This window comes from Pseudomonadales bacterium, from assembly GCA_024234435.1.
GTDB lineage: Bacteria > Pseudomonadota > Gammaproteobacteria > Pseudomonadales > Porticoccaceae > JACKOF01.
In genome coordinates this window covers 1,142,342-1,166,340 of sequence record JACKOF010000001.1, presented here as the reverse complement: position 1 = coordinate 1,166,340, position 23,999 = coordinate 1,142,342, and the positions used below count along the sequence as shown (strand labels likewise).

The following is a 23,999-nucleotide window of genomic DNA, read 5'->3' as shown; positions in this document are numbered from 1 at the left end:
TTTCTGATTAACAAAAACCTCAGATCTGGATACAGCAGTCTGAGGTTTTTTGTTGTGAAAAGGCCCTAGAGTAATTCCTGTTTCATTCTCTCCGTCAGGTCTTTCCAGAAATTTATCTGGGCTGGATTGCCAGCCTTGAGTTGCTCATTACGTGTCCTGGCCAGCCATAAGGTATTGGCGTTAAAACTGTAGATAGGGCGCAGGTCGTTGCGTTCCGAGGCAGGTTTGATGGATTTGTTAATATTGTCCAGTATCAGTGGTTCAGCATCCGGTGTTGGGTAATATGCCAGCACCATGTGGGCCTGATTAAGCTCAACAGCTTTCACATAGGTAATTCTGAGTTTGGCAATATCCATGCCCATTTCCTTGAGAGTGAAATATTTTGCGATAGAAAAATCCTCGCAGTCACCGGCATCATGCGCAAGGAATTCTATGGGTGTGGCCCAGTAGTCCCGTTTATTCCAGTGCTCCATATCATTGACAAAACGTGCGCCGTTAAAGAAATTATTCACAATGGATAATTGGGTGAGTTCCTGCTCGTTATTGTTCTCATGAATGAGGTTCTGCCAGTGGCGAATCCGTGCTTCTGCCGGTGCGCCGTATTTGTGGCGTATTTTGCTGAGTAGCTTTTCACTGAGGCCAAAGTGTTGTGCAGCCGCCAATGAAAAAGTGGCTAAGCAAAGCACACAAACCAGAAGTTTGAGACGCTTTTGGCAAGTTGAGAAAAACAACCTAAGGCTTTGCATTTAATGCTCTTTTATACATTTATTATCGACTCTCAAGCCCTCAGGCTTCGGTTATCTTAGCATACAGCAACAGCTGTTCGGCATGCCTGAAAAGCCTGCAATTTGTGATCTGTAGCTCAATTGGCAAGTGCTCTGGATTCGATTAGACTGACCGTAAATAAATAGGTGTAGGGGTAGAAGTGACTTTATTTCGTCAGCTTATTGTTGCCGTTCTGGCTCTTTTCCTGGTGCTCTATGCCGGTAATGTCGTGGTGAGTCTGCACAATACCCAGTTGCTGGTGAGTGAACAGATGCGGGTTCACGCTCAGGATACAGCCACATCTCTGGGATTATCCATGACCCAGGCCGCACGCGATAACGATGTTGCGACGCTGGATACTCTGTTTAATGCGATCTCTGACAGTGGTTATTTTCAGCGAGTATTTTTCACTGATCTGTCAGGTGAGGTGGTGATTGATCGAACCTTTCCTGTTGCTATTGAAAGTGTGCCTGACTGGTTTATTCATTTTGTTGAATTGGCTCACTCAGAGGGTAAAGCGAGTGTTACTTCGGGCTGGATTCAGCTAGGAGAGGTAACGGTTATCAGTCACCCCGGTCAGGCTTACCTGAAGCTCTGGCAGGCCACATTGACGCAGTTGGGGTGGTTTGCGCTGGTCACCGTTATGGTTTGCTTGCTGGCTTACGGTGCATTGAGGATTATTTTAAATCCCTTGCGGCTGGTTGAACGACAAGCCGATGCTATATGTGAACGTGAGTTCGAGCTACAGGAAACATTACCTCGAACACGGGAGCTGCGGCGTGTGGTTGAAGCTATGAACCGTATGTCTTCTCGACTGAAAAGTGTGTTCGCTGAACAGCTTGCGCTGATTAATCACTTCCGTCAGCAGTCCTCGACTGACTCCCTTACCGGCCTTTCTAACCGGTCAGACTTTGATGCCCGTTTGAACAGTTTTGTGAACCCGGAAACAGGTTCCCATGCCGGGGCTTTGATGATTATTGCCATGCAGGGCCTTGATAAGGTTAACAGCGTAGTTGGCAGAGCAGAGGGCAATGCCCTGCTCAAGGCCATGGCTGATCAATTGCAACGGATACTGGAGGTATATCCGAACAGCCTGGTGGCGAGAAGGCAGGGGCCTCAATTTGGTGTATTTGTTCCTGATGTTGAGCAGGAGGGTGCGGAACAACTGGCGGAAGAGCTCTTTCGTCAGGTGCAAGTGGTTAACTGCAGCCATGACGAATGTGATTTGTACTTCAATATGGGCTTCAGCTTTCATCCGGAAATAAGCAATGGCCCAGAAATGTTGAGCGAAGCCGATGTGGCGCTGCGCCAGGCATTTTCGGAGGGTGTCAATCAATGGTGCCGTTTCAGTGATGTTAATGATGGTGAAGCACCGATTCTGGATAAACCGCTGAACGGCTGGCGCAGTTTTCTGGAGACCTGTATTGCAGAACAGCAACTGGCCCTGTTCTTTCAACCGGTTTTTGCTGGTGATGCCCAAACCAGAATCGGTCAGGAGATTTTTATACGTTTCAAGAATGGTGACGATTTGGTTTCCGCGGGTGTTGTAATCCCGATTGCTGAACGGTTAGGGCTGATGCCCAGGCTCGACCTGCTCATCCTTGAGAACCTTGTCAATATTCACAGATCAACTGCTTTGGCCGGCAAAGTAGTGGTTAATCTGTCTATTACGTCCATTCAAGATAATGACTTTCTGCAATCCCTTGAAAACCTGTTGTCAGCAAATAACAGTCTCGCGCAAGTATTGATTGTTGAAATTGCCGAATACAGTATGTCAGTGGATCCAGGACATATGCGTGATTTGCAAAAGCTACTGGCCAGGCATGGGGCTGCCTTAGCTATCGATCACTTCGGTTTGCGATCAGCCGCATTTGGGTACCTCGGCAGCTTGCCTTTGCATCATCTGAAGATACACAGAAGTTTTACCCGTCAGCTTGAGCAGAACCCGGACAATCAATTCTATATCAACTCTCTCAGACAGTTGGCACAAAACAGCAGTATGCAGCTCTGGGTAGAGGGTGTTGAAACCAGTGCAGAATTGCAGCAGCTGCAGGAAATTGGTGTTGATGCAATGCAGGGATATCTGCTTGGAAAACCATTGCCTGGGGACTGTTGACTCGGCCTGATCTGCGTATAATAGCCCGCTTTTCATTGCTCTCATAATCGATTTACGGAACCTGATCATGACCGTCCGCACCCGTATTGCTCCTTCGCCAACGGGCGATCCACACGTAGGCACTGCCTATATAGCACTTTTTAATATGATGTTTGCCAGGCAACACAACGGCGAATTCATTCTTCGCATCGAAGATACAGATCAGACTCGCAGCACTGCCGAATCAGAGCAGGCTATTTTTGACTCGTTGCGCTGGTTGGGACTGGACTGGTCTGAAGGCCCGGATATTGGCGGTGAGTACGGACCGTACCGGCAAAGTGAGAGAAAAGATATTTACCGTCAGTACGCAGAGGAGTTAGTTGTTAAAGGATATGCCTTTCGATGTTACCGCACAGCTGAAGAACTGGAACAGTTACGTGCCATTCTGAAAGAACAGGGCCTCAACCGGGCGCTGAAACCTTGTGACCTGCAGTTACCGGAAGACGAGCAGGTAAAGCGTGAAACAGAGGGACAACCCTACGTTATTCGCATGAATGTTCCTGTTGAGGGAAAAGTGGATATCGAAGACTTGCTCAGAGGCAATATGGAGCTCGACTGGGCGCTTGTGGATGCCCAAATTCTGCTTAAATCTGATGGCATGCCCACCTATCATCTGGCGAATGTCGTAGACGATCATCTGATGAAGATTACTCACGTGTTGCGTGGGGAAGAGTGGATCAACTCGGCGCCGAAGCACAAACTGCTTTACGACTACTTTGGCTGGGATATGCCGGTATTATGCCATCTGCCACTATTACGGAATCCAGACAAGTCAAAACTCAGTAAACGAAAAAACCCTACCAGCATCATGTTCTATCAGCGCATGGGGTATTTGCCCGAAGCATTGATTAACTATCTTGGTCGTATGGGCTGGTCAATGCCGGATGAACGCGAGAAGTTTACACTTCAGGATATGCAAGATAATTTTGATATCCAGCGCGTCAGTTTAGGTGGGCCGGTGTTTGATGTGGAGAAATTGAGCTGGTTGAATGGCTTGTGGATTCGTGAGGACCTCAGCCCACAACAGTTACTGGAGAGGCTTCAACAATGGGGCTTAAATGATGATTATCTGTTGCAGATTATCCCTCATGCCCAACAGCGGATAGAAACACTCAGTGATTTCATGCCATTGACGGGCTTGTACTTTTCCGGACAAATGCCAATAACAGAGTCAGCATTTGCCGATATTAAGATGTCGAGTGACGAGTTGCTAAAAGCGCTTCAGTTTGCTCTCTGGCGGCTTGAAGCATTACGTCATTGGGAAAGAGACCTTATCTTTACGGAAATGAAAAATCTGGCTGATGTACTGGGGATAAAACTGAAAGATTTCTTCACCCCGTTATTCATTGCAATAGCAGGAACCACCGCATCCATATCTGTTATTGATTCAATGGCAATACTTGGGCCGGATATGACCAGAGCTCGGGTGCGCCATGCTGTTGAAGTGCTCGGTGGCGTAGGTAAAAAGAAACTCAAAGCACTGGAAAAAGCCTACAGCCTGCTTTGAGGCTTTTACTGAAAATAGAATGATACAAGTTGACATAAACCGGTCCGCTGCTTACTATGCGCGCCTTGGTTTTACAGGCCGATTTACGGGGCTATAGCTCAGCTGGGAGAGCGCAACACTGGCAGTGTTGAGGTCAGCGGTTCGATCCCGCTTAGCTCCACCAAACTCAAACCCTCGCACGCAAGTGCGGGGGTTTTTGTTTGAGCGAATGATTATGCTTAATTGACGGAGTCAATGTGGCCTGCCAGCTTCGATTCAGATAAGAAAACACCACTGTGGCTGTAGACGGGTCGCTTTGGTTCCAGGGTATCGCTCCACTGATTCGGCAGGCATAAACATGGGAACAACGACAAACCTGTGTTCGCCAGGAACCTTCCCCAAACCATTGAGTAAGCGATGTCGATAGTAGCTGTGCCTTAGCGCTGATTCTTGTTTTTTTCCTCTATCCATTTAGACATGTATTTTGTGCTCTTCATACTATGGTGACGCAATATACTGCCGGTAAAATTGTTCTGTCGGTGGATAGTCAGGTTGTTGATCAATTCGTCAATTTTTTTCAGCAGTTTCCGGGCGTGGTAGTTATAGTTGAATCTCGCGTCCAGGACATTGAAGCCATTGCTTTGCGCTTGATACCATTGTTCGGGTTGTGTGTAGAGCGCAACAGCACGTTCTGCAAATACGTCAGGATTGTCTGTTATTTCGCCTCCCAAGGGTAAGTTCCCTGCCATACCTTCAGCGCCAATGCTTGTGGTGACGGAAGGTGTTCCGCAACGCATGGCGTCCAGTAATTTTCCCTTGAGCCCTGCGCCAAACCTTAGGGGTGCCAGATTCACCTTTGCCTGTCGCATGACTTCAGTTACATCTGGCGCCCAGCCTTTTATAAGAAACCCTTCCTGTTTGCTGTGTAGTTGAGTAGCTTTTTTAGGTGGGTAAGCGCCATGAATATGCAGTTCGGCTTGGGGAAGTTGCTGGCGAATAAGGGGCCATATGGATTCCTTCAGGTACTGGACAGCATCCCAGTTGGGCAAGTGGCGATAGTTACCAATGGCAATGAACGATTCACGCTGAATAAAAGGTGGGAGCTGGCCTTTCTCTACAATATTGACTTCTTTCAGCATAAATGGGAGGTATAAAAGCAAGCAGGGATCTACTTTGAAAAAACGGGTGAGAAGGTCAGTCTCAACTTCAGATATCATCAGGGTAAGATCGCAACGTAAAATGGCAGCTATCTCACGCCGGGCATTGTCCGTAAACAACAGCTCCGGTGTTAATGGCGGGTTGATTACGCCGTCACGTTTAAATGCTTCCTGACGAGAGTAGCGAAGGCTGGACAGGTCTTCGGTGTCCAAAATACGCAGTGCAGAGGGACAATTATTTTCGACACGCCAGCCAAATTGCTCTTCCATCATAAAGCGGTCGAACAGCACGACATTAGGCGCAAGCTCACTGACGAAGTTGTCAAAACTTGAGCAATTTAAAACGATAGCTACCTCATCAACTCCAAGCGTGTTTAAATCTGCTTTATGTGGTGTTCTCTCGGCAGGGCTGGCAAAGGTTATCTTCCAGCCCTGATCCAGAAATGCTTGCAGTAAAGCCATCATCCGGTAGCCTGCAGCGCTGGATTCAGGCTCCGGCCAAACGTAACCAATAATGAGAAGAGTAGGCATGAGGAAAGTTTTTTTGGGGTTGGTCTGGGGGATGAGTGGTTATCGGATGACGTCATTTTAAAGTGACAATTCGCGATTCCAAAATCAATTTTTATGTCTGCCAATATGAATATTCATCTGACAGGTAGAATACGCTTTTTTAGACCCGATTCTTTTATACGTAAGGAATACTGTGCACGCTGAAATCCCCTTGAGTATCGCTTTAATTTTGATGGCCGGTATATCGGCCCAGTGGTTGGCGTGGCGCTTGAAACAGCCAGCAATTGTATTGCTATTGTTGATTGGCATTGTGGCTGGCCCCTCCGTTGCCGGGTTGATAAATCCTGACCAGATTTTTGCAGATCTGCTGTTCCCGGTAATTTCTCTGGGGGTAGCACTGGTTTTATTTGAAGGTGCATTAACCCTGCGGTTTTCGGACTTGCGTGGCCATGGCAAGAGTGTGACATCTGTTATTACCTGGGGGGCGGCCATTAATTGGGTGCTGATTTCTCTGGGGACATTGCTGTTTGTTGATATAGGCTGGTCCATGGCTTTTTTGTTTGGTGCGTTGGTACTGGTTACCGGGCCAACAGTGATTCTGCCATTACTAAGGACAGTAAAACCGAACCATACGGTTAGCAATATCCTGCGTTGGGAGGGAATCCTGATTGATCCTATTGGTGCCCTGCTGGCGGTGCTGGTTTTTGAAGTGATTATTGCCGGCGGCAGCAATAATTTTTGGCTGTTTCTCGCTCACGAACTTGCAAGCGGTGTGTTTGGCGGAATTCTGGGAGGTCTTGTACTTACGCTATTGTTACGAAATCACTGGCTACCGGAATATCTGCAAAATGTATTCACGCTTGCCATGGTTCTCACCGTTTTCACGCTGGCCAACAGTTTTGCAGAAGAATCCGGGTTGCTGGCAGTAACAGTCATGGGTATCTGGTTGGCAAATGCTCGCGGGATTGAAATGGAGGAGATACTCTCGTTTAAAGAGAACCTGTCCATTCTCATTATTTCTGCACTGTTCATTGTGCTGGCAGCCCGTGTAGATCTGGCTTTGATCGCAAATCTGGGCTGGGCTGCGGCGGGAATTATTGCAGTCATTTTTATTGCCAGGTTGATCATGATATTTGCCAGCACAATTCATTCCAATATCCGGTGGCAGGAAAAACTGTTACTCAGCTGGATTGCCCCGCGGGGTATTGTTGCCGCAGCAGTGTCGGCACTATTTGCCTTCAAATTGGAAGCACTGGGTTATGCTAATGCCGCCTTGTTGCCCGCAATGACCTTTCTGGTGATTATTGTCACTGTGGTCTTGCAAAGCCTGACATCTGCAACTTTTGCCAGATTACTTGGTGTTAGGGCAGAGGATAAGGGTGTACTGATTGTTGGAGGTAATCCGGTTGCAATTGCTATTGCCCAGGCGCTGAATAAAAACGGATTTAAAGCCAGGATCGCATCGGCAAACTGGTCGGAGATTCAGGCCGCACGAATGGCAGGGCTGGAGACCTACTTCGGTAACGTTGTGTCAGCCCATGCAGACTGCAATCTTGATTTGCTGGGTGTTGGGCAACTGTTTGCCATGTCTCGCCGACCAGCGATGAACAGCCTTGCTGCGATCAAATATCAACCGGAATTTGGTAAAGGACATATTTTTACTCTCAGAAATGCAGAGGAAAAGGACTTTTCCGAGAAAGATCGGTTAACAACAAAGTTTCGGGTGCCAAGACTGTTTGGTGAAGATATCAGTGCGCAGAAAATGGCGAGCTTGATCAGTCAGGGGTATGAAATTAAAAGTACAAAGTTGACGGATGAATTCGGTGTTGACGAGTTTGAGAAGCATTATGGCAAGGTGCTCAAGCTGTTCGCCATTGATAACAAAGGTGTTTTGAAAGTTTATACAGACAGTTATACCCCTAATCTTCAGAATGGCTGGAGTGTCATGTTTTTACTGCCAGGAAAAAAGGACGCTTCGGCTCAAAAACCGAATTTGCCTTCAGATGTTCAGGTATGACAAAAGAATGGGGGTATAGTGGTATTTACATGCTACAGACTAAGAACCCGGTAATAAAACAAGTTGAGGTCTTATGGCAACACTGACATTTTGCGGTGCAGTCGAGGGGGTTACAGGCTCCTGTTATTTGCTACGCACAGAAAAAGTTCAAATTTTGCTGGATTGCGGCCTGTTTCAGGGGCGGCGGGAAGAAGAGCAGGCAAATCTTGATCCCTTCTCTTTTGATGTTAATGCGATAGACGCAGTCGTTTTATCGCATGCCCATCTGGATCATTCAGGAAGGCTGCCATTACTTGTTTCTCAAGGGTTGAATTGCCCTATCTATATGACATGGCCAACCAGTGACCTTATTGACGTACTGTTAAAGGACGCCGCATCGTTACAGGAAAGGGATGCCGAGTGGGAAAACAAACGCCGTCAAAGGGCGGGTAAAGACAAAATAGAGCCGCTATATCGACTGGGAGATGTGGAAGAAACCCTGAATTACTGTCAGGGTCTGCACTACAGGCAGAGAGTCAATATAGCGGAGGGTGTGGATATCCGATATCTCGATGCCGGACATATTCTTGGATCTGCCATTGTTGAAGTATTTCTTCAGGAAAACGGCAAAGAAAAAAAACTGGTATTTTCCGGGGACTTAGGCAATTCACACGCAGCCTTGCTTCAGGACCCAGAAAAGGTTGAGAGTGCTGATGTGCTTTTGCTGGAATCCACTTATGGTGACCGTGAACACCGTTCCATGGAAAACACCTTGCAGGAGTTTGAAGACGTACTGGAAGATGCCTCTTTAAATGGGGGTAACATACTGATCCCCTCATTTGCGGTTGGGCGTACCCAGGAAATTATTTTCAGGCTCGGCGAGCTATATCAAAAGGGTAAACTGCGGCATCAGGTTGTTTATCTTGATAGCCCTATGGCAATCGCTGTCACTGAAATTTATCATCGCTACCAGGATGTTTATAACAACGAAGACAGGGCGGCAATGAGCAGTCAGGGGCACCAGAAAAGCCTCCACAAGTTCCTGCCAATTCTACGCTATTCAACGACGACCGAAGAATCCATTGCCCTGAACAGAATTGACCGTGGCGCAATTTTCATTGCAGGTAGCGGTATGTGTAATGGCGGCCGTATACGGCATCACCTGAAACACAACCTTTGGCGTAAACAGTCGCATGTGATTTTTGTGGGTTTTCAGGCAATGGGAACACCTGGAAGAGCGTTGGTTGATGGAGCAAAGAAATACCGGATTGGTGGCGATGATATAGCCGTTAACGCGAAAATTCATACCCTGGGAGGTTTCTCTGCACACGCCAGCCAGTCTCAGTTAATTAGCTGGGCTGAAGGCTTTAAACACAGCAAGCCGGAGCTGTATCTGGTCCACGGGGAAGAAAAAGCAAAGCACACTCTACAGATTGAGCTGGCAGCCAGAGGGTGGAAAGCTGAAATCCCGTCTCTTCATCAGACCATCACTTTTTAGAGCGGAATGTGGCCGGAAAATCGAGCCACTTTCTGCGTAACTTGCCATAAAAAAACCGCGCTCTGTTTCCTGTGGCGCGGTTTTTTTCAATTGGCCTTCGTTCAGGCCGGATAATCTCTTTTTGCCGGGCCGGTATAAAGCTGGCGGGGACGGCCAATTTTGTAAGGCTGGCTGATCATTTCGTTCCAGTGAGCGATCCAGCCGGAAACACGACCCGTGGCAAAAATAACCGTAAACATATCGGTAGGAATACCGATGGCTTTCATAATGATGCCGGAATAGAAATCGACATTGGGGTACAGTTTTTTCTCAATAAAGTACTCATCTTCCAGAGCAATTTCTTCGAGCCGCTTGGCAACGGCCAGCAACGGGTCATTAATACCCAGCTCACTGAGAACCTGATCACAGGTTTCTTTCATGACTTTGGCACGCGGATCAAAATTCTTGTAAACCCTGTGACCGAAACCCATTAACCGGAATGGGTCGTTCTTGTCCTTTGCCTTGGCAACAAACTTGTCAATATTGGAAACATCACCAATTTTTTCCAGCATGGTGAGTACCGCTTCGTTAGCACCACCGTGCGCAGGTCCCCACAAGGTGGCAATCCCCGCAGCAATACAGGCAAAAGGGTTGGCACCGGAAGAACCAGCCAAACGAACAGTAGACGTCGATGCATTTTGTTCGTGATCTGCGTGCAACAGGAAGATTTTATCCATGGCATCTGCCAGAACAGGGCTCACATGTGGTTGATCGCAAGGTGTGCCAAACATCATGTGCAGGAAGTTTTCTGAATAGGACATGTCGTTGCGCGGATACATGAAGGGCTGGCCAATATGGTGTTTATGACACATGGCAGCCAGTGTTGGTAATTTTGCGATCAAACGGTGAGCCGAGATAATCCGGTGCTTGGGATTGGTGATATCCATCGAGTCGTGGTAGAAAGCACCCATAGCACCTACTGCTCCACACATCATGGCCATCGGGTGCGCCGTATTGGAAAAGCCTTTGAAGAAATTCCGCATGCTCTCGTTGACCATGGTGTGCTTGGTAATATTTTCAACATAAGCCGCTTTTTCTGCGTCGGTTGGCAGCTCGCCAGTAAACAGCAACCAGGTGGTTTCCAGGTAATCCGACTTCTCGGCCAGCTGATCAATGGGATAACCACGGTGCAAAAGTATCCCCTTGTCACCATCAATAAAGGTGATAGCTGATTCGCAGGAAGCTGTAGAGGTGAAGCCGGGGTCGAATGTAAAGTGATCAATAGTACCCAGTTTGCTGATATCAATAACGTCCTGACCGATGGTGCCGGAATAAACAGGCAGGTCAATGGACGTGTTTTCATTAATAGATAGATGGGCGGTTTTTTCGGTCATCGGTTTCTCCAGAAACTTCAAGGGCTTATCATGCCGACAAATCTGTATTGCTTAATCGGGCCACTTATAAACGGTCAACAAACAACATGGTAGAGGGCGCAAACTATATCTGGATAAAGGAATTTGTCAATTCAGCAATTGCCCGAATGCAGCGTTTTCTATCGTTTGTTGCGTTGTAATTGGTCTGTGTTGACCCTATAATCTCACGCCGAATTCAATGGCGGTTTGTGTCTTCTTTCCGGAGGCAATCTGACGAACCGTTTTCTTTATCTGCCACTGCTTCGGTATGTGGAAAAAGGTGTGGTACTGTGGATAAGCAAAGACCTGTAAATCTCGATATTGGGACAATAAAACTCCCGATCACTTCTTACGTTTCCATCTTACATCGAATCTCCGGCGTGATTCTGTTTGCCGTTGTCGGTTTGCTGCTCTGGTTGCTGGAGACGAGTCTCTCCTCCGAGGAAGGTTTTGCCTCGATCAAGGAACACCTCGACAACCCGCTGTGCCAGATTCTCATCTGGGGCTCTCTGGCTGCCCTTGTGTACCATCTGGTTGCAGGTATACGCCACCTGATTATGGATCTAGGTGTTGGCGAAACCCTGGAAGGTGGTCGTCTTGGTGCCAAGCTGGTTTTGATTGTGGCAATTATCCTTATTGTTTTGACAGGAGTATGGTTATGGGTTTAACAACAAGTGTGACCAGCTTTGGTCGCAGTGGTCTGTCTGACTGGCTATTACAGCGTGTTACAGCTGTGGTGCTGGCTGCCTATGTAATCTTCTTGGCAGGCTATCTGTTGATTAATTCAGATCTCCAGTATGAACAATGGGTGGCGCTGCATAGCCATTTTTGCATGAAAGTATTTAATGTGATGGCCGTATTGTCTGTCGCTGTGCATGCTTGGATTGGGCTTTGGGCCGTTCTGACCGATTATGTCACAGTCCGCTTGATGGGGCCTAAAGCAACGCCTATCCGCATCGTACTTCAGCTGGCCATGATTGCTGTTATTTTTGTTTACGTCCTGTGGGCCATTGATATTTTGTGGGGAATTTGAATCCATGAGCACAATTAGAACGATTTCTTTTGATGGTGTTATCGTTGGCGGTGGTGGCGCAGGTATGCGTGCGGCCCTGCAGATGGCGCAGTCCGGTTATAAAACGGCCGTAATCACCAAGGTTTTTCCAACCCGCTCCCATACCGTATCAGCCCAGGGCGGTATTACTTGTGCTATCGCAAGCGATGATCCAAACGATGATTGGCGCTGGCATATGTATGACACTGTTAAGGGGTCAGATTATATTGGTGATCAGGACGCTATTGAATATATGTGTTCTGTCGGTCCGGAAGCGGTGTTCGAACTGGACCATATGGGACTGCCTTTTTCCCGTACTGAAGAGGGGCGCATCTATCAACGTCCATTTGGTGGACAATCAAAGAATTTTGGAGAGGGCGGCCAGGCGGCCCGCACCTGTGCTGCTGCTGACCGTACCGGTCATGCATTGCTGCACACCCTGTATCAGAACAATATCAAGAACAATACCGTATTTTTGAATGAGTGGTTTGCGGTTGATCTGGTAAAAAATGCCGATAATGCTGTAGTCGGTGTTATTGCGATCAGTATTGAAACGGGCGAAACCGTTTATGTGAAATCAAAAGCCACCGTGTTCGCTACAGGTGGTGCCGGCCGTATTTATGCATCCACCACTAACGCCCACATCAATACCGGTGACGGTGTCGGTATGGCGTTGCGTGCGGGGTTTCCTGTTCAGGATATTGAAATGTGGCAATTCCACCCAACCGGCATTGCCGGTGCCGGTGTTCTGGTAACCGAAGGCTGTCGTGGTGAAGGTGGTTATCTGGTGAACAAGGATGGCGAACGGTTTATGGAGCGTTACGCGCCGAACGCAAAAGATCTGGCAAGCCGCGATGTGGTAGCACGATCAATGACGCTGGAAATTCTGGAAGGCCGTGGCTGTGGTGAAAATGGTGATCATGTGTTCCTGAAGCTGGATCATCTGGGCGAGGAGGTACTGGAAAGCCGCTTGCCCGGCATCTGCGAACTGTCCCGCACCTTCGCTCATGCCGATCCAGTCAAAGAGCCTGTTCCGGTTGTGCCAACCTGTCACTACATGATGGGTGGCATTCCTACCAATGTTAATGGGCAGGCGTTGACTATCGACGAGAACGGTAAAGAAAAAGTCATTGAAGGTCTTTACGCCTGTGGCGAAGTGGCCTGTGTCTCTGTTCATGGTGCTAACCGTTTGGGTGGTAACTCATTGCTGGACCTGGTGGTGTTTGGCCGGGCATCGGGGCTGTTTATCGAGAAATCACTTCGTGAAGGTATTGAGTTGACCGAGGCCACTGAGTCGGATATCGATGCGGCAATGGCCAACCTTAACCGTATCAATAACAGCAATGATGGCGAGAGCGCATCGGAGCTGCGGACCGAACTGCAAAACATCATGCAAAATCACTTTGGTGTCTTTCGCAAAGGTGACTTCATGCAGGAAGGCATTAAGAAACTGGCTGCGCTGCGTCCTCGTATTGAAAACGTACGTCTTGACGACAAAAGTAATGCTTACAACACTGCACGTATCGAAGCGCTGGAGTTGCAGAACCTGCTGGAAGTGGCAGAAGCTACAGCGATTACCGCGGAAGAGCGCAAGGAAAGTCGTGGGGCCCATGCTCGCGATGACTTCCAAGAGCGGGATGATGAAAACTGGCTGTGTCACTCCATGTACTTCCCGGCAGACAAGCGGGTGGGCAAACGCGATGTGAACTTTTCTCCCAAGACCATGGAAGCCTTCGCACCGAAGGCTCGTACTTACTAAATAAGGGTTGAATCATGTTGAAAGTGAGTATTTATCGTTACAACCCGGAAACCGATGAAGCGCCTTACATGCAGGACTATCAGGTTGATACCGGTGGTAAGGATTTGATGGTTCTGGATGTACTTGAGCTGCTCAAGGCCCAGGACTCAAGTCTGGCTTTCCGTCGCTCATGCCGTGAAGGTGTTTGTGGTTCTGATGGTGTGAATATTTCCGGTAAAAATGGTTTGGCCTGTATTACACCACTCTCCGAGTGTGTGAAAAACAATACACTGGTATTGCGACCGCTGCCTGGCTTGCCAGTTATTCGCGATCTGGTCATTGATATGAGCCAGTTCTACGCCCAGTATGAGAAAATTCAGCCCTATCTGGTGAACAATACACCGGCCCCCGCCATTGAGCGGCTGCAATCGCCGGAAGAGCGTGAAAAACTGGATGGCTTGTATGAATGTATCCTCTGCGCCTGCTGTTCCACCTCGTGCCCATCATTTTGGTGGAACCCGGACAAGTTCATCGGTCCGGCAGGATTGCTTCAGGCCTATCGTTTTCTTGTGGACAGCCGCGATACGGACACTGAAAATCGCCTAGCGAATCTGGACGATCCTTTCAGTGTATTCCGCTGTCATGGTATTCAGAACTGTGTTTCAGTCTGTCCGAAGGGATTGAACCCTACCAAAGCCATTGGACATATCCGTAATATGCTGTTAAGAAGTGCGACTTGATGTCGCACTTTCTTGTTTGAATCGTTAGTTTCCAGACAATAATAATGTAGTAGCCCTGATGCCCGAAAATCTTATGCAGCAGTTCCTGCGCACCTCCCACTTGTCGGGAGCGAATGCTGCCTATATAGAAGATCTGTACGACACTTACCTGCATGATGCCAACCAGGTGCCCGAAGAATGGCGAAGCTATTTTGACAGTCTTCCTCAGACACTTGGCAATGGCCCGGACACATCCCACGCTACCATCCGTGAACACTTCGAATTACTTGGCAGGAATCGCGCCAGACCAACACCTGCACCGGGATCCGGTGGCATTAACATAGAACACGAACGCAAGCAGGTTAAGGTTCTTCAGCTGATTGCGGCTTACCGTGCCCGTGGTCACCAAAAGGCAAAACTTGATCCTCTCGGCCTGATGGAGCGGGAGCATGTGCCGAGTCTCGAACTGGATTTCAATGGCCTGACACCTGCAGATTTGGAAACCACATTTCAGACAGGCTCCTTATTCATTGGCAAGCAGGAAGCAACCCTGAGGGAAATTGTTGATGCCATGGAGTCAACCTATTGTGGCAGCCTCGGTATTGAATACAGTCAAGTAACCAGTCTGCCCGAAAAGCAATGGTTGCAGCAGCGTTTTGAAAGTGTGCGTTCCTTGCCCGAGTACGGCGCTGAAAAGAAAATTGACGTGCTTAAAAGGCTGACCGCCGCTGAGGGACTTGAGCGCCATCTGGACTCCAAGTATCCGGGCACCAAACGTTTTGGCCTGGAAGGTGGTGAGAGTCTGATTCCAATGCTGGACGGCTTGATTCGCAGAGCGGCCGAATTTGGCGCCAAAGAAATTGTAATGGGTATGGCCCATCGGGGTCGGTTGAACGTGCTGGTTAACGTGCTGGGGAAAAACCCCGCTGAACTTTTTTCGGAATTTGAAGGCAAGAAGTTGGTACACACCTCGGGTGACGTAAAATATCACCAGGGGTTCTCTTCAAACCTGGAAACCCCGAATGGTGAGGTCCACCTGGCGCTCGCATTTAACCCGTCCCACCTGGAGATAGCGAATCCGGTCGTTGAGGGCTCCTGTCGTGCAAGGCAGGACCGCCGTAATGATACCCAGGGCAACAGAGTTGTACCTATTCTGGTTCATGGTGATGCCGCCTTTGCAGGGCAGGGTGTCGTTATGGAGACATTCCAGATGTCTCAAACGCGGGCCTATAAAACCGGCGGCACCATTCACATTGTGATTAACAATCAGGTGGGTTTCACCACTCATCGCCGTGATGATGCCCGATCAACTGAATACTGTACCGATGCCGCCAAAATTATTCAGGCGCCGGTATTTCACGTCAATGGTGATGACCCTGATGCTGTGATGCTCGCAACATTGGTTGCCATTGATTACCGCAACGAGTTTAAAAAGGATGTGGTCATCGATCTGGTGTGTTATCGCCGCCGCGGTCACAACGAAACTGATGAGCCTTCATCTACACAGCCGCAGATGTATCAAATTATCCGCAAGCACAAAACCACTCGTGCGATCTATGCAGAGCAGCTGGTGAGAGAACAGATTATTTCGGAAGAAGTCGCCGACCAGTATCAGGTCGAATACCGTGCTGCTTTGGATGAAGGGGAAGACGTTACCCACAATCTGGTTCGCGAGCCGCAGGAACTTTTGCATGTCGATTGGTCGCCCTATATCGGACATGACTGGGAAACACCAGCTGACACCAGCTTTGACCTGCAAAAGTTAAAGGAGCTGGCACAAAGGATTTGCCACATCCCCGAAGGCGTGATTGCCCAGCGGCAAGTCCAAAAGATTTATGACGATCGCAGAAAAATGGCGGGCGGTGCCTTGCCGTTAAATTGGGGGATGGGTGAATTGCTCGCCTATGCAACGTTGTTGGATCAAGGGTATATGGTGCGCATGACCGGGCAGGATGTCGGGCGCGGCACATTCTCCCACCGGCATGCCGTGATTCACAATCAGAAAAATGGTGAGGCTTACACTCCTCTCAAGAACGTGTCAGAGAACCAACCTCGGTTTGACCTCTATGATTCACTTCTGAGTGAAGAGGCGGTGTTGGCCTTTGAATATGGTTATGCAACAACAACGCCTGATAGTCTGATTATCTGGGAGGCCCAGTTTGGTGACTTTGCCAATGGTGCCCAGGTGGTTATCGATCAGTTTATTACCAGTGGTGAGCACAAATGGGGACGGTTGTGCGGCCTTACCATGTTGTTGCCGCATGGATACGAAGGACAGGGACCAGAGCACTCATCAGCGCGACTTGAACGCTATTTACAAATGTGTGCAGAACATAATATCCAGGTCTGTATCCCCACATTGCCAGCCCAGATCTTTCATTTGTTACGTCGGCAGGCCATCCGTCCGATGCGTCGCCCGCTGATTATCATGAGTCCAAAATGGTTGTTGCGTCACAAGCTGGCCACTTCATCTCTGGATGATCTGGCAGCAGGGGAGTTTTTGCCGGTAATAGGTGATACACAGGTTGATCCGGATAAGGCGAAAAGATTGATTCTTTGCTCGGGCAAAGTGTACTACCACCTTTATGAGGAGCATGCTGCCCGTGAGATTGATGATATTGCCATTGTTCGAATTGAGCAGCTGTATCCATTTCCCGAAGAACACCTGGCAGACAAGATAAAGGTGTTTCCAAATATTGAAAGTGTTGTTTGGTGCCAGGAAGAGCCTAAAAATCAGGGCGCATGGTTCAGTACCCAACACCACTTGAGAAGGGTAATCAATGAGAAGAACCCGAAACTGTATCTTGAATACGTTGGTCGGGAAGCGTCTGCAGCTGCGGCAGCGGGGTATATGTCTACCCACCTTGAAGAGCAGAAAGAATTTGTAAACGAAGCATTAACTCATCCAGTTATATAAAAAGCTATTGCAAGGATTTTTTGAAATGAGCATTGAAATCAAGGCCCCCACTTTTCCTGAATCGGTTCAGGAGGGAACAATTGCAACCTGGCACAAACAGCCTGGTGATACTGTTTCCCGTGATGACCTTCTGGTCGATATTGAGACGGACAAAGTGGTGCTTGAAGTTGTCGCTCCTGCTAATGGTACTCTGGTAGAAGTGCTTAAAGCCGAAGGGGACGAAGTACTCAGCAATGAAGTCATTGCCCGCGTAGAGGCCGGAGAAGACGCAACGGTTGCCGATTCAGTGCCCACTGAACCGACCGCAACAGATGCATCAGCAGCAGAAGCGATAGCAAGCCCGGCCGCGCGAAAACTTGCGGATGAAAAAGGTATCAATCTGGCGGATGTAAAGGGTAGTGGAAAGGATGGTCGCATCACTAAAGAAGACATTGCTAATTACAGCCCTGCGGAGTTGTCGGCCGCGCCAGCGGCTGCCCCTGCTGCGGTAGCATCAGAGCCTGCTCAGGTGAGTGCTCAATCAAGCCCAGTTTTTTCTGCCACCACCACTGCTGGTGAACGCGTTGAGAAGCGAGTGCCAATGACGCGCATGCGCATGCGAATTGCCGAGCGTCTGCAAGAGGTGACGCAGAATACTGCCATGTTGACCACTTTTAACGAAGTGGATATGCACCGTGTGATTAATTTGCGTAGCCAGTTCAAGGCAGAATTTGAAAAAAGCCATAACGGAACCCGTCTGGGATTTATGGGCTTTTTTGTTCGTGCCGCAACAGAAGCTTTAAAACGGTTTCCCGCAGTAAATGCCTCTATTGATGGCTCGGATGTTGTATATCACGGTTATCAGGATGTGGGAGTTGCTGTATCAACTGAAAAGGGGCTGGTTGTTCCAGTACTTCGCGATGCAGACCAGATGAGTATTGCTCAGGTAGAAAGCACTATTGCCGAGTACGGCGCACGGGCTCGTGATGGCAAATTATCCATTGAAGAAATGACGGGGGGTACGTTCACGATAACCAATGGTGGCGTCTTTGGTTCTTTGCTGTCTACTCCTATTCTCAACCCCCCTCAAACCGCAATTCTGGGTATGCACAAAATTCAGGAGCGCCCGGTTGCCGAAAATGGACAGGTGGTTATCCGTCCTATGATGTATCTTGCTCTTTCTTATGATCACCGCTTGATTGATGGCAAGGAAGCAGTGCAGTTTCTAGTAGCCATCAAGGATATGATTGAGAATCCGGCTAAGATTTTACTCGAGATATAGTCGGTAATGGTTTGATTTTTCAGGTAAATTGTTATGAGCGATAAGTACGATGTAATAGTGGTTGGAGCGGGGCCTGCCGGTTATGTGGCAGCCATCCGGGCAGCTCAACTGGGATTAAAAACTGCCTGTATCGAGAAGTGGCGCGACAAAAAAGGTAATGGCGTGAACGGTGGCACATGCCTGAATGTCGGTTGTATACCGTCAAAAGCATTGCTTGATAGCTCCTATAAATATCATGAGACCTGTGCATCGTTGGGGACACATGGTATTAGCGTTAGTGATGTGAGCGTTGATGTGCCAACAATGATTGCTCGCAAAGAACAGATTATTACGCAGTTAACCGGTGGTATTGCGGGTTTGTTTAAGGCAAACGGTGTTACATCGCTATTTGGTACCGGGAAGTTAATTGCCGGGCGAAAAGTAGAATATACCGATCACAAGGGTAAAGAGACTGTTCTCGAAGCGGAAAATATCATTATTGCGACGGGATCAAGCCCCATTGATATTCCTGTTGCAAAGGTTGATGGTGATGTGATTATCGATTCTACAGGCGCTCTTGAACTGCAGGAAACCCCGAAACGCTTGGGCGTTATCGGTGCCGGTGTGATAGGCCTTGAACTGGGTAGTGTCTGGAATCGACTGGGCTCGAAAGTGGTTCTGCTGGAAGCTCTGGAAGACTTCCTGGCTATGATGGACAAGCAAATTGCTAAAGATGCCGGAAAAATATTCAAGAAGCAGGGGCTCGATATCCGCTTGGGTTGCCGTGTCACCGGTACAGAAGTAAAAGGCAAAGAAGTTGTCGTCACTTATCAAAATGCAGCTGGCGAAGAGTTACAGGAAACCTTTGACAAACTGATTGTTTGTGTTGGACGGCGCCCGTTCACGGAAGGGCTTCTGAGTGAAGATTGCGGTGTGCAACTCGATGAGCGCGGTTTTATTTTTGTTAATGATCAGTGTGCCACAAACGCTCCTGGAGTCTGGGCCATTGGCGATGTGGTACGTGGGCCAATGCTCGCGCACAAGGGCTCGGAAGAGGGCGTTATGGTTGCCGAACGTATCGTTGGGCAAAAAACGCAAATGAACTACGATGTTATTCCCAATGTGATTTATACACACCCGGAAATTGCTGCGGTTGGTAAAACGGAAGAGCAGCTAAAACAGGAAGGTATTGCCTATAACATTGGCGTATTCCCGTTTGTTGCCAGTGGTCGCGCACTGGCTGCGGACGAGACTGAAGGTATGGTGAAAATGATTGCCGATGCCGAAACAGACCGGATTCTCGGCTGCCACATTGTAGGTCCAAGCGCAGCTGATCTGGTTCAGCAGGTTGCCATTGCGATGGAATTTGGTTCCAGTGCGGAGGATATTGGTCTGACGGTATTTGGTCATCCAACCCTGTCAGAAGCTGTCCATGAAGCGGCCCTGGCCGTTAATGGCCATGCTATCCACATACCAAACCGGAAGAAACGAAAGTAATTTTGCTGAAAAGAGTCTGTTAAGCGCTGAAAGCGTGAAAAAAGAATCCAAAATACGGTAGAATTCGCCCCGCTATTTCCAGGCGCCTGAAAGCGGGGCGCATCTACACTTCTGTTCACTTAACTGATAGAGAATTGCTATGAATTTGCACGAATATCAAGGTAAACAGCTGTTCGCTCAATACGGACTGCCTGTTTCCAAAGGTATCGCCTGTGAAACAGCTGCCGAAGCTGTATCCGCAGCAAAAGAAATTGGCGGTGATATGTGGGTTGTTAAAGCCCAGGTTCACGCAGGTGGTCGCGGTAAGGCTGGCGGTGTCAAGCTGGTTAAAACCTCCGAAGAAATTGACGCTTTTGCGACAAAATGGCTTGGCCAGAATCTGGTGACTTACCAGACAGATGCCAACGGTCAGCCCGTTAGTCGCATTCTGGTTGAAACCTGCACGGATATAGCCAATGAGCTCTATCTGGGTGCAGTGGTGGACCGTTCTTCTCAGCGCATTGTTTTCATGGCTTCCACTGAAGGTGGTGTAGAAATTGAGAAAGTGGCTGAAGAAACGCCGGAAAAAATCCTCAAGGCTGAGATTGACCCCCTGACTGGCGCCCAACCTTATCAGGGCCGCGAGCTCGCCTTCAAGCTCGGTTTGAAAGGTGACCAAATCAAGCAATTTACCCAGATCTTTCTTGGTCTGGCTAAAATGTTTGAAGAAAAAGACCTGGCTCTGCTTGAAATTAACCCTCTGGTTATTACCGAAGAAGGCAATTTGCATTGCCTGGATGCAAAAGTTGTCATTGATGGCAACGCCATGTATCGCCACCCGGAACTGAAAGAATGGCATGACCCTTCCCAGGAAGATGCCCGTGAAGCACACGCTGCACAATGGGACCTCAACTATGTGGCACTCGAAGGCAATATTGGCTGTATGGTGAATGGTGCCGGGCTGGCAATGGGAACCATGGATATCGTTAAGCTTCATGGTGGGCAACCAGCAAACTTCCTTGACGTAGGCGGTGGCGCGACCAAAGAGCGCGTGATAGAAGCCTTTAAGATCATTCTTTCTGATGAGCGAGTGAAAGCCGTATTTATTAATATCTTTGGCGGTATTGTTCGCTGCGATCTGATTGCGGAAGGTGTTGTTGGCGCTGTTGAAGAAGTCGGGGTTACCGTGCCGGTTATTGTTCGCCTTGAAGGTAACAATGCCGAGCTGGGCTCAAAAGTATTGAAGGACAGCGGTTTGAATATTATTGCTGCCACCAGCCTGTCTGATGGTGCAGAGCAGGCAGTGAAAGCAGCAGGGGGCCAATAATGAGCGTTCTAATTAACAAAGATACTAAAGTTATCTGTCAGGGTTTTACCGGTGGTCAGGGTACCTTTCACTCAGAGCAGGCTCTGGCGTATGGCACTCAACTGGTGGGTGGTGTAACGCCGGGTAAGGGTGGCACAACGCATCTCGGACTGCCCGTGTTCAATACTGTCGCTGACGCCGTGCAGGCAACCGGCGCAACGGCTTCCGTTATTTATGTTCCGGCTCCTTTCTGTAAGGACTCAATCCTTGAGGCTGCTAATGCAGGAATAGAGCTGATCGTTTGTATTACAGAGCATATTCCGGTTATGGACATGCTCGTAGCCAAAAAGCGCTGCGACGAATTAGGCGTGCGTGTTATCGGGCCTAATTGTCCCGGTATTATCACACCTGGCGAATGCAAAATTGGCATTATGCCGGGCCATATTCACTTGCCAGGCAAGGTGGGTATTGTTTCGCGCTCAGGCACACTGACCTATGAGGCGGTTAAGCAGACTACGGATGCAGGCTTTGGGCAGTCAACCTGTATTGGGATTGGTGGTGACCCGATTCCAGGTACGAACTTCATTGATGCACTGGAAATGTTTGAAAAAGACCCTCAGACTGAAGCTATTGTGATGATCGGTGAGATTGGTGGTACTGCAGAAGAAGAAGCGGCCGCCTATATCAAGGATAACGTCTCCAAGCCTGTCGTTTCCTACATTGCAGGTGTTACCGCGCCAGCAGGTAAACGCATGGGGCACGCAGGCGCAATTATCTCAGGTGGTAAAGGTACTGCGGACGAGAAGTTTGCTGCGCTGGAAGCTGCTGGCGTTAAAACTGTTCGCAGTCTTGCGCACATCGGCGAAGGTCTGAAAGAGATTACAGGCTGGGCTTGATTCTCTTCCTTCACTAAATTTGGAAAGCGGCCATTAGGCCGCTTTTTTTTGCTAAAAAATCGGCTGGTTGCCACATGCCTGAAGAATAAGTTTCGGTATTAATACGACCCTAATGGCAGACTTTTTAAAGCCGGTATTATGCTCGTTAAATAAATTCGTCCAAAAAAAAAACTTTGACAAACATTAGGTATTTATTATATTAGATGTATCTAATATTTAGTTTGGCTAGATTATTCGGGTATGCGGACGTGATCAATAAGGAAATGTTGTTGTCATTAACCTTCGCCTGATTGCAATTAAAACGCCTTGGAGACTGTTGATATGAAGAAAATTGCTATTATAGGGGCGGGGGTTGGTGGTCTGCCAATGGCATATGAGTTGAGAGAAGCCCTTGGCGACAAACACCAAATAACGCTTATATCAGATTCCCCATCATTTCAATTTGTACCCTCCAACCCTTGGGTAGCGGTGGATTGGCGCAAACCTGAGGATATTTGTGTTGATCTGGAAGCGCCTTTAAGAAAAAAAGGTATCAATTTCAGTGCTGCTGGCCTAAAGAAACTCGATCCGGAAAATTGCGTTATTGAGCTTGGGGATGGCAACCATCTCAACTACGATTATCTGGTTCTCGCTACTGGCCCCCGTTTAGCCTTCGATGAAATTGAAGGTCTTGGTCCCGAAGGGCACACACAATCAATTTGCCATGTCGATCACGCCAAAAGCGCATGTAAAGCCTGGAAAGAGTTTGTTTCTAACCCGGGTCCCATTGTCGTTGGTGCTGCTCAAGGGGCTTCGTGTTTTGGCCCAGCTTACGAATTCGCCTTCATTATGGATGCCGATCTTCGGAAGCGGAAAATACGCGACAAAGTGCCTATGACCTATATATCGCCGGAACCCTTTATAGGCCACATGGGGCTGGATGGCGTTGGCGACTCGAAGACATTACTTGAAAGCGAATTCCGCGAGCGCCACATTAATTGGATTACCAACGCCAAGATTACCTCGGTTGAGAATGGCAATATGAATGTTGCCGAATGCGACGATCAGGGGAAAGAAGTGCGCCAGCACAACCTGCCTTTCAATTATTCCATGATTTTGCCAGCTTTTACCGGTATTAATCCATTGAGGGAAATTGAAGGCCTGGTTAATCCCAGGGGGTTTGTTATCGTTGATAAATACCAACGAAACCCGCAGTACCCCAATATTTTTGCTGTGGGGGTTTGCGTGGCAATCGCACCGCAAAAGCCAACGCCGGTGCCCTCTGGAGTACCAAAAACCGGCTATATGATCGAATCCATGGTTGCTGCTACGGTCACGAACATCGAAGCCGATATCGCTGGAAAAGCACCTTCCGCAGAAGCCACCTGGAATGCGATTTGCCTAGCCGATATGGGTGACACAGGTATCGCTTTTGTAGCATTGCCACAGATCCCGCCGCGTAATGTTACCTGGGCCAAAAAAGGCAAATGGGTACACCTGGCAAAAATCGGTTTTGAAAAATATTTTCTCCGTAAAGTTCGCAGCGGTAATACGGACCCTTATTATGAGCAGCAAATACTGAAAATGCTGGGTATTGAAAAACTTAAGCCCTGAGGTCTGTTAGTCACGTTGAGAGCGTAAGTTTCTTTCTATTGATCCTTGTCACAACAAGATGTCTTGATAGCCCGTCAATAGACGGGCTCTTTGTTTATCATAAAC

The 23,999-nt window shown here is 48.4% G+C and carries 17 protein-coding genes and 1 tRNA gene; 15 read left to right on the top strand and 3 right to left on the bottom strand.

The annotated features are described in order from the left end of the window. Window positions 1-65 precede the first annotated feature (65 nt). The gene (locus H7A02_05390; GenBank protein MCP5171684.1) at window positions 66-746 is read right to left on the bottom strand and encodes a transglutaminase-like cysteine peptidase; all 681 of its coding nucleotides are present in this window, start codon (window positions 744-746) and stop codon (window positions 66-68) included. Between the two features lie 179 nt (window positions 747-925). Between H7A02_05390 and H7A02_05385 the strand changes: the two genes are divergently transcribed. The 3 genes from H7A02_05385 to H7A02_05375 all read left to right on the top strand — a co-directional run bounded on the left by H7A02_05385 (window position 926) and on the right by H7A02_05375 (window position 4,590). Beyond that, window positions 926-2,881, top strand: a complete 1,956-nt coding sequence (locus tag H7A02_05385) for an EAL domain-containing protein (protein MCP5171683.1) — start codon at window positions 926-928, stop codon at window positions 2,879-2,881. Window positions 2,882-2,948: 67 nt separating this feature from the next. Continuing rightward, window positions 2,949-4,427, top strand: coding sequence for a glutamate--tRNA ligase (locus H7A02_05380; GenBank protein MCP5171682.1), 1,479 nt, complete (start codon window positions 2,949-2,951; stop codon window positions 4,425-4,427). Between the two features lie 87 nt (window positions 4,428-4,514). Then, a tRNA-Ala gene (locus H7A02_05375) sits at window positions 4,515-4,590 on the top strand. A gap of 253 nt (window positions 4,591-4,843) precedes the next feature. On the opposite strand, the gene H7A02_05370 is transcribed toward H7A02_05375, so the two are convergent. Next, window positions 4,844-6,094: a glycosyltransferase family 4 protein gene (locus H7A02_05370; GenBank protein ID MCP5171681.1), complete on the bottom strand. Its 1,251-nt coding sequence runs from the start codon at window positions 6,092-6,094 to the stop codon at window positions 4,844-4,846. Window positions 6,095-6,266: 172 nt separating this feature from the next. Between H7A02_05370 and H7A02_05365 the strand changes: the two genes are divergently transcribed. Both H7A02_05365 and H7A02_05360 read left to right on the top strand, forming a co-directional pair. Beyond that, window positions 6,267-8,090, top strand: coding sequence for a sodium:proton antiporter (locus tag H7A02_05365; GenBank protein ID MCP5171680.1), 1,824 nt, complete (start codon window positions 6,267-6,269; stop codon window positions 8,088-8,090). A gap of 73 nt (window positions 8,091-8,163) precedes the next feature. Continuing rightward, entirely contained in the window at window positions 8,164-9,567 is a 1,404-nt protein-coding gene (locus H7A02_05360) for an MBL fold metallo-hydrolase (protein MCP5171679.1), read from the top strand. A 101-nt stretch (window positions 9,568-9,668) separates the two neighbouring features. Here the strand turns inward: H7A02_05360 and H7A02_05355 are convergent, their stop codons facing one another. Next, complete coding sequence (locus tag H7A02_05355) at window positions 9,669-10,940, bottom strand: citrate synthase (GenBank protein MCP5171678.1); 1,272 nt, start codon at window positions 10,938-10,940, stop codon at window positions 9,669-9,671. A gap of 308 nt (window positions 10,941-11,248) precedes the next feature. On the opposite strand from H7A02_05355, the gene sdhC reads away from it, so the two are divergent. The 10 genes from sdhC (at window position 11,249) to H7A02_05305 (ending at window position 23,894) form a co-directional block, all read left to right on the top strand. Continuing rightward, window positions 11,249-11,626 carry a succinate dehydrogenase, cytochrome b556 subunit gene (gene sdhC, locus H7A02_05350; GenBank protein MCP5171677.1) on the top strand — a complete coding sequence of 126 codons (378 nt, stop codon included), beginning with the start codon at window positions 11,249-11,251 and terminating at the stop codon, window positions 11,624-11,626. Beyond that, entirely contained in the window at window positions 11,617-11,991 is a 375-nt protein-coding gene (gene sdhD, locus H7A02_05345) for a succinate dehydrogenase, hydrophobic membrane anchor protein (GenBank protein ID MCP5171676.1), read from the top strand. Before sdhC ends, sdhD begins: the two co-directional genes overlap by 10 nt. A gap of 4 nt (window positions 11,992-11,995) precedes the next feature. After that, entirely contained in the window at window positions 11,996-13,768 is a 1,773-nt protein-coding gene (locus H7A02_05340; GenBank protein MCP5171675.1) for a succinate dehydrogenase flavoprotein subunit, read from the top strand. Window positions 13,769-13,779: 11 nt separating this feature from the next. Further along, window positions 13,780-14,487: a succinate dehydrogenase iron-sulfur subunit gene (locus H7A02_05335; GenBank protein ID MCP5171674.1), complete on the top strand. Its 708-nt coding sequence runs from the start codon at window positions 13,780-13,782 to the stop codon at window positions 14,485-14,487. A gap of 58 nt (window positions 14,488-14,545) precedes the next feature. Next, window positions 14,546-17,383, top strand: a complete 2,838-nt coding sequence (locus H7A02_05330) for a 2-oxoglutarate dehydrogenase E1 component (GenBank protein ID MCP5171673.1) — start codon at window positions 14,546-14,548, stop codon at window positions 17,381-17,383. Window positions 17,384-17,408: 25 nt separating this feature from the next. Beyond that, complete coding sequence (gene odhB / locus H7A02_05325) at window positions 17,409-18,644, top strand: 2-oxoglutarate dehydrogenase complex dihydrolipoyllysine-residue succinyltransferase (GenBank protein ID MCP5171672.1); 1,236 nt, start codon at window positions 17,409-17,411, stop codon at window positions 18,642-18,644. A gap of 33 nt (window positions 18,645-18,677) precedes the next feature. Continuing rightward, complete coding sequence (gene lpdA, locus H7A02_05320) at window positions 18,678-20,120, top strand: dihydrolipoyl dehydrogenase (GenBank protein ID MCP5171671.1); 1,443 nt, start codon at window positions 18,678-18,680, stop codon at window positions 20,118-20,120. Window positions 20,121-20,259: 139 nt separating this feature from the next. Further along, entirely contained in the window at window positions 20,260-21,426 is a 1,167-nt protein-coding gene (gene sucC / locus H7A02_05315) for an ADP-forming succinate--CoA ligase subunit beta (protein ID MCP5171670.1), read from the top strand. Further along, window positions 21,426-22,301, top strand: a complete 876-nt coding sequence (gene sucD, locus H7A02_05310; GenBank protein ID MCP5171669.1) for a succinate--CoA ligase subunit alpha — start codon at window positions 21,426-21,428, stop codon at window positions 22,299-22,301. The genes sucC and sucD overlap by 1 nt, the downstream gene beginning before the upstream one ends. A gap of 321 nt (window positions 22,302-22,622) precedes the next feature. After that, window positions 22,623-23,894: an FAD-dependent oxidoreductase gene (locus H7A02_05305; protein ID MCP5171668.1), complete on the top strand. Its 1,272-nt coding sequence runs from the start codon at window positions 22,623-22,625 to the stop codon at window positions 23,892-23,894. The last annotated feature ends 105 nt before the right edge of the window (window positions 23,895-23,999 follow it).

Excerpts from the sequence above, each read along its gene's own strand:
- H7A02_05380 (MCP5171682.1), top strand. The coding sequence starts at position 2,949 with ATGACCGTCCGCACCCGTATTGCTCCTTCGCCAACGGGCGATCCACAC.
- H7A02_05360 (MCP5171679.1), top strand. The coding sequence starts at position 8,164 with ATGGCAACACTGACATTTTGCGGTGCAGTCGAGGGGGTTACAGGCTCC.
- H7A02_05340 (MCP5171675.1), top strand. The coding sequence starts at position 11,996 with ATGAGCACAATTAGAACGATTTCTTTTGATGGTGTTATCGTTGGCGGT.
- sucD (MCP5171669.1), top strand. The coding sequence starts at position 21,426 with ATGAGCGTTCTAATTAACAAAGATACTAAAGTTATCTGTCAGGGTTTT.
- H7A02_05390 (MCP5171684.1), bottom strand. The coding sequence starts at position 746 with ATGCAAAGCCTTAGGTTGTTTTTCTCAACTTGCCAAAAGCGTCTCAAA.
- H7A02_05305 (MCP5171668.1), top strand. The coding sequence starts at position 22,623 with ATGAAGAAAATTGCTATTATAGGGGCGGGGGTTGGTGGTCTGCCAATG.
- sucC (MCP5171670.1), top strand. The coding sequence starts at position 20,260 with ATGAATTTGCACGAATATCAAGGTAAACAGCTGTTCGCTCAATACGGA.
- H7A02_05370 (MCP5171681.1), bottom strand. The coding sequence starts at position 6,094 with ATGCCTACTCTTCTCATTATTGGTTACGTTTGGCCGGAGCCTGAATCC.
- lpdA (MCP5171671.1), top strand. The coding sequence starts at position 18,678 with ATGAGCGATAAGTACGATGTAATAGTGGTTGGAGCGGGGCCTGCCGGT.
- H7A02_05330 (MCP5171673.1), top strand. The coding sequence starts at position 14,546 with ATGCCCGAAAATCTTATGCAGCAGTTCCTGCGCACCTCCCACTTGTCG.
- H7A02_05355 (MCP5171678.1), bottom strand. The coding sequence starts at position 10,940 with ATGACCGAAAAAACCGCCCATCTATCTATTAATGAAAACACGTCCATT.
- odhB (MCP5171672.1), top strand. The coding sequence starts at position 17,409 with ATGAGCATTGAAATCAAGGCCCCCACTTTTCCTGAATCGGTTCAGGAG.
- sdhD (MCP5171676.1), top strand. The coding sequence starts at position 11,617 with ATGGGTTTAACAACAAGTGTGACCAGCTTTGGTCGCAGTGGTCTGTCT.